Annotated in this window: 7 protein-coding genes and 2 pseudogenes; 4 read left to right on the top strand and 5 right to left on the bottom strand. The window is 44.3% G+C overall.

Annotation, left to right across the window (positions count from 1 at the left end):
• Positions 1-86 precede the first annotated feature (86 nt).
• Entirely contained in the window at positions 87-1301 is a 1215-nt protein-coding gene (locus NYE25_RS01505) for an MFS transporter (RefSeq protein ID WP_341144938.1), read from the top strand.
• A gap of 102 nt (positions 1302-1403) precedes the next feature.
• Here NYE25_RS01505 and NYE25_RS01500 read toward each other — a convergent pair whose 3' ends face one another.
• Entirely contained in the window at positions 1404-2108 is a 705-nt protein-coding gene (locus tag NYE25_RS01500) for an SAM-dependent methyltransferase (RefSeq protein ID WP_341144937.1), read from the bottom strand.
• A 392-nt stretch (positions 2109-2500) separates the two neighbouring features.
• Complete coding sequence (locus NYE25_RS01495; RefSeq protein WP_341053980.1) at positions 2501-3394, bottom strand: LysR family transcriptional regulator; 894 nt, start codon at positions 3392-3394, stop codon at positions 2501-2503.
• A gap of 131 nt (positions 3395-3525) precedes the next feature.
• Between NYE25_RS01495 and NYE25_RS01490 the strand changes: the two genes are divergently transcribed.
• Positions 3526-4266, top strand: coding sequence for an SDR family NAD(P)-dependent oxidoreductase (locus tag NYE25_RS01490; protein ID WP_341144936.1), 741 nt, complete (start codon positions 3526-3528; stop codon positions 4264-4266).
• 343 nt (positions 4267-4609) lie between these two features.
• Here the strand turns inward: NYE25_RS01490 and NYE25_RS31240 are convergent.
• The 3 genes and pseudogenes from NYE25_RS31240 to NYE25_RS01480 form a co-directional block, all read right to left on the bottom strand.
• Positions 4610-5041, bottom strand: a pseudogene (locus NYE25_RS31240) (cellulose binding domain-containing protein); the annotation flags it as partial.
• Between the two features lie 69 nt (positions 5042-5110).
• Positions 5111-8230, bottom strand: a pseudogene (locus tag NYE25_RS01485) (X2-like carbohydrate binding domain-containing protein); the annotation flags it as partial.
• A gap of 368 nt (positions 8231-8598) precedes the next feature.
• The gene (locus NYE25_RS01480) at positions 8599-9840 is read right to left on the bottom strand and encodes a purple acid phosphatase family protein (RefSeq protein ID WP_341144935.1); all 1242 of its coding nucleotides are present in this window, start codon (positions 9838-9840) and stop codon (positions 8599-8601) included.
• 219 nt (positions 9841-10059) lie between these two features.
• Between NYE25_RS01480 and NYE25_RS01475 the strand changes: the two genes are divergently transcribed.
• On the top strand, positions 10060-10773 hold the full coding sequence (locus NYE25_RS01475) for a polyphosphate polymerase domain-containing protein (RefSeq protein ID WP_341144934.1): 714 nt from the start codon (positions 10060-10062) through the stop codon (positions 10771-10773).
• A 23-nt stretch (positions 10774-10796) separates the two neighbouring features.
• Positions 10797-11504 carry a DUF4956 domain-containing protein gene (locus NYE25_RS01470; RefSeq protein ID WP_341147663.1) on the top strand — a complete coding sequence of 236 codons (708 nt, stop codon included), beginning with the start codon at positions 10797-10799 and terminating at the stop codon, positions 11502-11504.
• The last annotated feature ends 4 nt before the right edge of the window (positions 11505-11508 follow it).

Genomic DNA, 11508 nt, shown 5'->3' with positions numbered 1-11508 from the left:
TATAAAGCAGAACTACATGTCGGATCTATCATCTTAATAAGGGTGGAGCTTCATTACAGACAGAAGAAAGGTTGAACATCGGCACCATGAACGCAATTCCAAACCTCAACAAGGAACCAGACCGTGTGGAAAAAACACGCAAAGAACCTTTCCCCATCTCTATTCTTTCACTTACGGTAGGCGCTTTTGCCATTGGAATGACTGAATTTGTCATCATGGGTATTTTACCAAATGTCGCCAAAGATTTACAGGTTAGTATTTCTACTGCAGGTCAGCTCATCACGATGTATGCCCTTGGGGTAGCCGTCGGTGCTCCTATTCTAACCATCCTTACACAACGAATTCCGCAAAAGAAACTGTTATGCCTGCTCATGGTATTATTTATTCTAGGCAACGGAATCTCTGTATTTGCTCCAAACTATACCGTTCTTATGGTAGCTCGTATCATCACTGCTTTAACACACGGGACTTTCTTTGGCGTTGGTGCAGTGATCGCTTCTAATCTGGTCAAGCCCAATAGGCGGGCCGGAGCCGTATCCATTATGATGGCTGGTCTAACGATTGCTAATATCATCGGTGTTCCTTTAGGAACATTTATTGGGCAAAACATGGGCTGGCGCGCCTCATTTGCTGCGATAGCAGTCATGGGCGTCGCTGCACTAATCGGCATTCTTATTTTCATTCCAAAGATTAAACAAGACAAACCCGCTAGTGTAATCCAGCAAATTTCTGCGCTAGCTAATCCTAAACTGCTTCTATTCTTACTGATCGGTGCGCTTGGTAACGCCAGCTTGTTCACAGTGTTCACTTATATAGCGCCACTGCTAATGGAAGTTACCGGCTTTGCCGAGCATAGTGTGACATGGATTCTAGTTCTCTTCGGCTGTGGTGTAACCATCGGGAATATCGTTGGCGGGAAGCTTGCAGATTGGAAGCTGATGCCTTCTATCGTGGGACTTTATTTCGCGGTTAGTGTCATTCTTACGATCTTTTCCTTCACAATGCATAGTTCAGTAGCTGCGGTCATCACAATATTCTTCTGGGGTTTGGTATCCTTTGCGGTCATGCCAGGACTACAAATACGGATCATGAGTCTGGCTCAGGCCGCTCCTGCCCTCGCTTCTACAACCAGTCATTCTGCAGGTAATCTCGGAAACGCAACAGGTGCCTTCATCGGCGGATGGGTCATTTCTCATCTTGCGATTACTTCGCTGCCATGGGTCGGTGCCGTTCTAGTAGGACTCGGTCTGGTACTGGGGATTGCTTGTTATGTAGCAGAACGTAAAGAGAAAGTGGCGTAATTTATTATAGGCTTATATTAAAAAACGAGGGTGTCTCCAAGTGATGAAAATAGCTTAGGGACACCCTCGTTTTTTATTTTACAAACTATAGCTATCTACATCTTATGGCTTCATTCTTCTAATGCTCAGCATCTGTTTTGCCCCTTTTTGAAATTCATAAGGAACCTCCATCTCCTCCACAGCGAAACCTTGTTGAACCATCTCATCTATAAGGCGATTTAAATGCTCATATCTTTTGCAAGACAGATCAACTAAAGGGAAAATACGAAGCTCTCCTCTAGTCACCCGCATAAGTTCATTAACAGTACTTAGATGGAAATCATAATCCAGCCGATCACTATACATAAATAGGAAATGCGCAGACAATGTCAGATCAAAGTCCTCATCATTGAACGGCAGATTAGGTAAAATCACAGGAACATATCGCTCCGGGGTTTGTCTCTGATCCCTGATATTATCGTTTAAAGCCCTACTCCTCGCTTGTGTCAAATCCTCTATAGACTTGAAGTAGTCCCATACAAAATTGCCCTGTACCTTAACCAGTTCAGACATAGCATGCTCAATATCTTGAACACCTTTATCTTCAAGCTCATCCGCAGAGTAATAATAAGCGATATCCACAGCAGTCACTTCACTCCCTAACTGATTCGATATCGCTGTAAAAGAGCAGGCACCTGCAGGACAATCCAAAATCCGCCTACCTACAAGATCCGCTTCTTTCAATTTGAACATCTGCAAATACTCCTCAAAGGTCCTTCCTATAAAAACAATCCTCTCCAACTCAAGCTTTCCCTCTGCTCCGCTCATCTCATCTCACCTTTCCTCATCTCGGCTAATACTGCTCGCTTTTTACTTCTGTTTAAATATATGTATAAGATAATCTATAAGAAGTCCTAAAATTAGGAACGTCCCAAAATGAATTACATACGTGGGAAATCTGACGCTGATTAATATACTGCTTGCAGCCCATTCAGTATTATTAACATCAACCATCCAGTTTGCAAAGGGCTTCATGAAAATCAGCGTATCTATAATTGGATTAAGTCGTACAAGAATGATGTTTGCGATCTCAATCCCCAAATAATCACTCAGACAGATGATGATACTAATAATCGAAAACCAGAAACTGAATTTTCTCCTTAAAAACATCAAGCACCGCCCTCTCTTTTTTTTCCTAATACATACAATTCGTTTAAAATTCAAAATATCCTTGTCGCGGATAGCTCCTGCTTTAAAAAATGATACAATCTGGAGCTCGCCAGCTTCAAGGGATAATCCGAAAGTTTACATAGGATACCGCAGGTCATATCGATAACCTTTCCCTCCAGTTTTCGCACTACCGTTCCTGCAGGAGCCGGATTCAAGACTATCTCAGGGACAAGAGCGACGCCTAAGCCACTTTCCACAAAATATTTTAGAGCCGACATGCTTCCAATCTCCATAGTATCGAACGGTGCACCACCTGATTCCTGTAGCACACTTTCTAATTTTTTGCGATACGGGCAGTTTGCTGCCGTAATAAGTAGCCGATGATCCTGTAAGTCCTCTGGCGTGATATTCTCCTTGGAAGCTAGCGGATGCTCTTCTTGCATAAGTAACACAAATTCCTCCGTAAATAAGGGTTCAAAATAAAGCTCCTTACCCAGCTCTGGCGCTGAACATACAGCCATGTCAATTTCGCCTCGCAAAAGCAGTTCACTGAGTGCAGCGGTTCCCGCGATCTCCACGGAGACTTTCACTTTCGGAAACTGCGTCATAAAACTGCTTAACAGCTGCGGCAAACGATAGCTCGCCGTCGGATCCGTTACCCCTATGCGGACGTTGCCAGCCTCGCCTATCTTCAAATCGACCAAACGGCTCTGTAACCGCTCCATATCTTTAACAATATGTAAGCTCTCTTCATAAAACAATCTACCAGCTTCTGTTAAGCAGATTTGTTTTCCCCGCTCAAGCAGTTGACACCCTAAGTCGGATTCAAGCCTCTGCATTTGCATCGTGACCGTGGATTGTGCATAATTCAATTCCTCTGCTGCACGGTTAAAGCTTCCTGAAATCACAATGGTTTGAAAGGTTTTTAATGTTTTTAGATCCATTACTGAGCCCTCCACTACTTAATTCAAATAAATTGAACCAAACCTTCAATTAATTCAATTATACGAAATCCAATAATCACTATAGAATACTCTATATCAACAACATACGCCAACGAAAGGAGTGAATTAGGATGGATCTTAACAATAAAGTAGCCTTAGTAACTGGTGGAGGTACTGGAATTGGCAAAGCTGTAAGTTTGGAATTAGCCCGACGCGGAGCCCTTGTTGCAGTGAACTATTCTAGATCCGAGGCAGAAGCTAATGAAACCGTGAATACGATTATAAATCAAGGTGGGCAAGCGATAGCAATACAAGCCGATGTTTCTAAGGATCAGGAAGTGCGAAGTATGGTCCATTCAATTATTCAGCATTTTGGAACGGTAAATCTGCTGGTGAATAACGCCTGTATTACTAAACATATTGCGCTGGGTGATCTGGAAAAAGCAACAGAGGAAGTCTGGGATGAACTCTATGATGTGAATGTGAAAGGAATGTTTTTCTGCGCCAGAGCAGTTGCACCATATATGAACCTGAGCGGTTCAGGCACCATCGTCAATCTCGGCAGCATCGCCGGACAAACTGGCTTAGGCTCTTCCCTTCCTTATGCGGTCTCCAAAGCTGCTGTTCATGGCCTCACGAAATCTCTAGCCCATGCGCTAGCTCCAACTATTAGAGTGAACTGTGTCGCACCGGGAGCTGTTGCTACCAGATGGTGGTCTGGTCGAGAAGAACAGATGCATAAATTAGCACCTAATCTGCTGCTCCAGCGTCTATCATCCACTGAGGATATCGCTCAATTCGTCTGCGCGACACTCGAACAGGAAGCAATGACCGGACAGATCATTACGGTAGATAGTGGACAAACGTTGTAACAACTAAACAAATGGCATATCAATTGAAGCGCCGATAGAATCATTAGGGAATTTCTCCCTGTAATTCTGACAAATCTACTCATCCAATTAGTAATTACGGAAAACCTCCCTATAATTTAGCTGATTTGCTGGAAAATAAAGAAATCCCCCTGATTTTTAGGGAGGATTTCCCTGTTTTCGTTCATTCAAGGCTAAAATCGGCTATTTACAGGGAGTTATTCCCTAATTCCTCTCTAGTCCACACGATCGCCGTTTGGACTATTTTATAAAGATAGAAGCTGCCCCAAAAGTAGAATTCTCTACTTCTAGGACAGCCTCTATTGCATAAATATTGGTGATGTCTTTAGTTAGATTCACTACCCCAAATCAAAATTCCTGACACGTATGCTGGTGCTTTGCTCCAGTCCACATAGTTGGTATCTACCGCATTAAAGGAATAATCTCCAGTTTGAGTGTAATTCGTCCAGTCCTCTTTAGCCACCCGCACCTGGATGTCGATGCTCGCACCCGCATCAAGTGAACCCGCTGCACTTGAGAAACCAACCTCCAGATAATAATCCGCATTTGCTTTACCTGTTGGCAATTTTACAAATGTTCCTGTTACATTCGCGCTTCCCACCTGTGACCAGTCGCAGAAGAAGCTTTGTGCCTTCTCACCATCAATAGTGTAATAGTATCTCAATTTCACATCGGAGAGTGTAACTGCACTTGTGCTCGTGTTCACCAGCTTAAACTTTGGATTCAGTGTATTTCCGGAAGCAGACAATGAACTATTATACATCTGTACTTTCAATGCTGCAGTAGGAGCTACTGTCGTATCCGCAATCGTGACAACCAAGGATTGTGTGGTTCCTGCACTAAACTCAAAGGTCAGCGTAGTGCTTCCCAACGCTTGGGTTGCCAGATACTCTTTCTTGATCGTTACTGTAGAACCACTCACTGTATAATCCGTGCTTGCTACGAGGGTGGCTGTTCCGTTTTTGATCGTGCTGAGCGTATTTCCATTCAGTGTCAGCGTTACTGCTACATCTGCTTGATTTGCCGTTTTCTTATCAAAGCTTGTGGTTGTTGGTGTTATCGTGGAGTGGGATACTGGTGTTGTCGTATCCGTCACCGCAACCGCTAAGGATTGCGTCGCTCCTGCGCTAAAGCTGAATGTCAGCGTGGTCGTTCCTACCGCTTGCGTCGCTAGATACGCTTTTTTAAGGGTTACTGTTGAACCGCTGACAGTATAGTCCGTTCCAGCTGCAAGGCTTGCCGTTCCGTTCTTGATTGTGCTGAGCGTGTTTCCATTCAGCGTCATGGTTACTGCGACGTCGGCCTGATTGGCTGTTTTCTTATCAAAGCCTGCTATTGTTGGGGTTATTGTGGAGTTGGATACTGGTGTTGTCGTATCCGTCACCGCAACCGCCAATGATTGATTAGCCCCTGCGCTAAAGCTAAACGTCAGCATGTTTGTTCCTACCGCTTGCGTCGCTAGATACGCTTTTTTAATGGTCACAGTAGATCCACTGACCGTATAATCTGTACCAGTAACCAATGTCGCCGTTCCGTTCTTGATCGTGCTGAGCGTATTTCCATTCAGTGTCAGCGTTACTGCGACGTCGGCCTGATTCGCTGTTTTCTTATCGAAGCTTGCAGTTGTTGGAGTAATGGTTGAGCCTGTAGCTGGTAGATTGACAGGATCAGCATACAATGTGCCTCGGCCATTCGTTCCGAGATATACACGTCCGTAAATTCTTGGGTCACCAGTAATCGCCATATTAATCTTGGCGTATTGGTGGGCATCGTCATTAATACGAACCCAAGTTGCGCCAACATCATCGGAACGGAAGACACCCCGCACGCCATCAATCTTCGCTACCGTGTACAGTGCCATATAAGTTTGACCCGGCGCAGCCTTTCCATAACCAATGAGATCAGCTTCTTGTACGTTGGTTAACTTCGTGAAGCTCGCACCAGAGTTCGTGGAGTGCCACAAACCATACTTATTCTCAGTCGTATTTCCTCCTGCAAACCAGATGTCACCTTCAATACCTGGTACTGCCTTCATGCTGATCTGAGCTTCATTCGGCTGTAATCCAGCTACATTATTGGTTGGGAAACCTGAAGCTGAAGTGGCAGTAAATGTAGCTCCGCCATCCACACTAACATAGAAGACCCCAGCAAAAAAACCATAAAATTTGTTAGCATTCACTCGGTCAGATGCTACTTTTGCTCCTGCAGGTAATCCGGCGCTTGCTGTCCAAGAGTTACCCGTTGTTTTGGAGTAGTACACACCAATATCCGAGGTGCTCCACAAAATAGAGTTCCCACTTGCAGACACAGCTACTTGTCCATGCCCTACTGTTGTTTTGGTGCCATTTGACGGTTCTGAATTTGGCATGTACCAGTTCACACCACCATCGTTAGAGATACCAATGGATTTCATACTTGGTGTCTTCTCTTTATCTGCACTGCCTACCCGTACCATATAAGATGGACTCAACTCTGCATAATCGATACTCATTGTTGTTGCCCATGAAGGACTGGTCTGGAATTTAGTTGGAGCTACCGACAAATCCTCATGACGGAAACCAGAAACGTCACCAAGTGCAGTGATCAAATGGGAGGTTCCCGTTGGTGGGCTTATCAGTCCGAGCACAGCCGTTTCCTCCACACCCTTGGCCATAACCGAGATATTCACCTTGCCTCCGGTATCCCATGAGGTCAAATTGTTCGAGCCATAAATGGTGGCCCCCGTACCATACATCATCCGGTTAGAGTTGAAAGGGTCAATTTCCAGATCGCCCATCATCCAGCCCAGTTTCGGTGAAGGATCAAGCGAGGTCGAAGTCGTTCCATGATCGAGCCAAGGTGCTGCTGTGATATCCATACTGAACTTATAAGTTCGTTCTGGATAGTTGCCCCAGTCCCAAATTCGGCTCCATGTTGCACCACCGTTAGTACTGCGGAAAATCACTTCATCAGGCCACCAAGCATTTAAACTGGATACCATAACTGTGTTAGGATTCTGTGCATCCACAGCTAAACCACCGAAGCCATACCAATTATCCGTTCCGGTTGAAGGACTGATGTTCGTCCATGCACCGCTTGTTTTATTGTATTTCCAAACCTCACCTTTACTTCCGTCATAAGGACCTACACCATTGCTATAAGTAATATACAGATCGCCTGTAGATGAAAGCACGCCATGATGTGGCAAGTAGCCTGAAGGTTGTCCTGCCAGAGCTGTCCAAGTTACGCCTCCATCTGTACTTCGATATACGCTGCTTGCTGTATCGGCAACCCCTACATATATCGTTTGAGTCGCATTGCCAAGTGTTCCTGTGCTTTTATCGAACGTAATCCAGGATAGGCCGACAAGATCATTTCCGTAATCCAGTGTCGGATTCTGAATATATGTTCCTACATTCGTAAAGGAGGTTACCTTCGACCAAGTAACACCAGAGTCCGTACTTTTCCAGAGCCCATTGCCACTTCTGGCTCCGAAGAATAAAATATTATTCTTATTCGGGTCAATGACGAGGCGTTCACCCGCAGAGCGGCCCGGCATATTGCCACCTACCTTAAAAGGCAGCGGAGTGGTTTGCCAGGTGTTTCCCCGGTCACTAGAGCGCATGATCTGACCGTTATTATCCCAGGAGTTAGTATAAGTACCTGTTGCCATATAGACTTTGTTCGGATCAATAGGATCTGTAGCAAGGGCATCTACACCATTCTTATTCCAATCGACCCAGCCTACGGAGTCACTAATCGAAGTCCAACTAGAGGTAGCCTGATTCCATCGATACGCACCCCCGATATCTGTTCTGGCATAAATTAAATTGGGTTCGGACTGATTAAAAATAATTCCGGGTACAAAACCACCGCCGGCTCCCGTTACAACACTCTTCCAATTGTAAGGTTCACTTGCGGCCGCATGAGTAGTAGCTGGGAATGCAGAGAATAAAGAGCCTATCATCGCGCCAAGCAGGATTAACAATCCAGTTTTTCGGATACGATTACGAATCACGTTTTACGCCTCCTACAATTTTATTGGTTTGCTTTTGCTTTCCTCCTACTCTGTATCCCTGCTTTTTCCCTCCCCCCTTAAACTCGACTATTTAAATTTTTCTGATAACGCTTTCATTATAATGGTAATTTTTTTCATTATCGAGAGAAAATGGTTGTATTTTCATGAAGTTTGTCTCTAAAAATCGTACCATTTTCACACCTTAGATTACATTTCACAAGCATAAACACCTCCCCTAAGAGGAGTGTCAAATCAAAAATCCAGAAGAATCCCAAAAAAGCCCTCTCCACCCTAACGGTGAAGAAAGCTACTACTGGTTAATGCGTAAGCACAAATTCATCCAGCATCTTACCATCCACATCATAAGCCTGATATGTCAAACTATCCTTGGTAACACTAATCCCTGCGAACATTTGCTTGTAGTTTTGAAAATGCACCGCATGATAGAACTGATCCTCTTTTTTCTCGTTAAATTTCCCTCCGGAAGCATTGGTCACCACATATACCGTACCTTTTTTAGCACCTACCGGATTCTCACCTTCAGGAACGATTTTTCCAGCCCGCAAAGGGTAGGATCTGGAGTACTCATGATTATGACCCTGCAGCACCAGATCGACCTCACATGCATCAAAAATATTCGTCCAATCTTCAACCTTCTTATATGAATTGCCCCCGTATGCCGGACGGTGCATTGCAACAATCTTCCATTCCTTATTCGTGCTCTTCAAATCTTGCTTCAGCCACTCAGCTTGCTTTTTCAAATTGCTCTCCGTATTCAATACAGACACATGTACAGGACCGTAATCGAAGGAATACGAGGTGCCCGCAATAGAACCTTTTGCCCCGTTATCTGGCAGGTTGAAATGAGAAGTAAAGTCCGTCGCATCGTCATCAACCTGATCATGATTTCCCGTAACAGGCATTAAGGGTATCCCAGAAAGCAAGCTTTGCACGTTACCAAAAAATTGATCCCAGCCCGCCGAATCCTCAGGGTTCTCCGTTAAGTCACCATTATGCACAATAAATTTCGCCTCTGGAAAGTTCTGAACGGCCTTGCTCAATGTCTTCCCCCACAGCTTAAAATCATCCGCCCTCTCCCCTTGAGAATCCGCGACGTTGATAAACGTAACACTATCTAGTCCAACCTCTTCCGTGGTGAATTCCGCAATTGAACTCCATCCTCCCTCAAGCCCGCTGCCCACTCTGTAAGAATATAACGTCCCAGGTTCAAGTCCTGTAACCTCCGCTTTGTGAACACCTCTGGTACCATGGTCCGTTTTTATGGCGCTACTATTTGCTTCTGCCCTTAGTACATCCGATTCTACAAAAGAGGACATCTGTCCCTTTACTAACTCCAGAACTCCTGCGGCATTGGAATCGCTAGTATACCAAGTAAACGCACGACTCGTTCCCGCATCTCCCTTAAAGGTGGTAACAAGATCATACGGGGCTGATGATTTCTTGGAGCTCCCGGATTTGGACCACTCCATCCCAACAGCCACCAAGATCAGAACAATCACTACTATCCCTAGGATGATGGCGAATTTATAGTCTTTCATCACGGCTCCTCCTTCATTTTTCTCTCTAGTCTTCTAACTAAGATAGCCTTCCAGAAAGTCAGAAGTCAAATCTATAGATCAATACTTTTGTTAACGCAGTGTAAAACATTCAGCTAACATTCAGTCTATTTTAAGTTAAGCATAAGGTCTGTCTCCTAGAATTAGTTGTGCAAGAATGTTAGCCAACGACAGAGATAGAGATAGAAACGAGGTGGGAAAATGAGTAACAAGCTTCAATTCCGGCATGAACTAAAATTCTTCATTAACTATCATCAATACCTTGTATTACGCCAACGATTACAGAGTTTGATTGATACAGACCAGCATGCCAATGAAAGTGGCGAATATCATATCCGCAGTTTGTATTTTGACGACATCAACAACTCGGCGCTTGCCGACAAACTCGGAGGTCTCAGAGAACGCGCCAAATATCGTATTCGTATCTACAACATTCAAGACAACATCATTCACTTTGAGAAAAAAATCAAAATGGACGATTATATCGCCAAAATTAAAGAGCCGCTGACCCGTCAAATGTACGACGAGATCATGGCAGGTAACTATGAGGTCCTGAATGTCCCGGACAGTCCACTGTTCATGGAATTATACAATCAGATGCGCCATAACCTTCTTAGGCCGAAGGTCATCGTGGATTATGTTCGCGAGCCCTATGTTTGCCACAACGGCAACGTGCGGATCACGTTCGATAAAGAATTACGTACCGGTCTGCATTCGACGGATATTTTTGATAAGGATTTGCATCCGATTCGGGCGATTGATGAGAACTTCATTATTTTTGAAGTGAAATTTGATGAGTACATTCCGGAATACATTAAAATTGCACTGCAGATAGAGGGGCTGAACAGACAGTCCGCTTCAAAATATGTGATCTGCCGCAAATTCTTAAAAACCAACACTTGGGAGGATTATTGATTATGAATGCATCACTAGCAACAATGACAGCAACCGCAACAACAGATACAACCACAAATACTTTTTCAGATATCATTAAAAACTCGGTGATAGACAACTTCGTCTCCGATATAAGCATCTCGAAAATGCTCATCACCTTAGGTGTGGCTTTTCTGATCGGATACTTTATTTATCTGCTCTATAAACGTGTATTTAGCGGAGTGTTATACTCCAAAAGCTTCAACGTCTCGCTAATGGGCATGACCATGATTACAGCCACTGTCATTATCGCCATCAACTCTAACCTGGTTCTGTCCCTCGGTATGGTCGGCGCATTGTCCATCGTTCGTTTCAGAACGCCGATCAAAGATCCAACTGATCTGATTTTCTTATTCTGGGCAGCAGTCGCAGGGATTGTAACTGGCGCAGGCTTCTTCACTTTGGCTATTGTGGGTTCAATCATCATCGGTCTAATTCTGTTCCTCTTCATCAAACATTCTTCTATCGAAACACCATACTTGCTGGTCATTAACTGTGATGACGACGAGAGCGAACGTGAAGTCCACAGCCATATCACCAAATCCGTGAAACGTTACAACGTAAAACAAAAAACAGTATCAGCAAATAATATTGAATTAACACTGGAGCTTCGTCTGAATGATAAAGTTGGTGGATTTGTCAACACAGTCTCTGACTTAAAGGGTGTCAAAAATGCACTTCTGATCAGCTATAGCGGTGACTATGTATCCTAAACAC

Source organism: Paenibacillus sp. FSL E2-8871 (assembly GCF_038000345.1).
Taxonomy (GTDB): Bacteria; Bacillota; Bacilli; order Paenibacillales; family Paenibacillaceae; genus Paenibacillus_AQ.
Note: the sequence above shows the minus strand (reverse complement) of the source record. Positions and strands in the feature narration are given on the sequence as shown.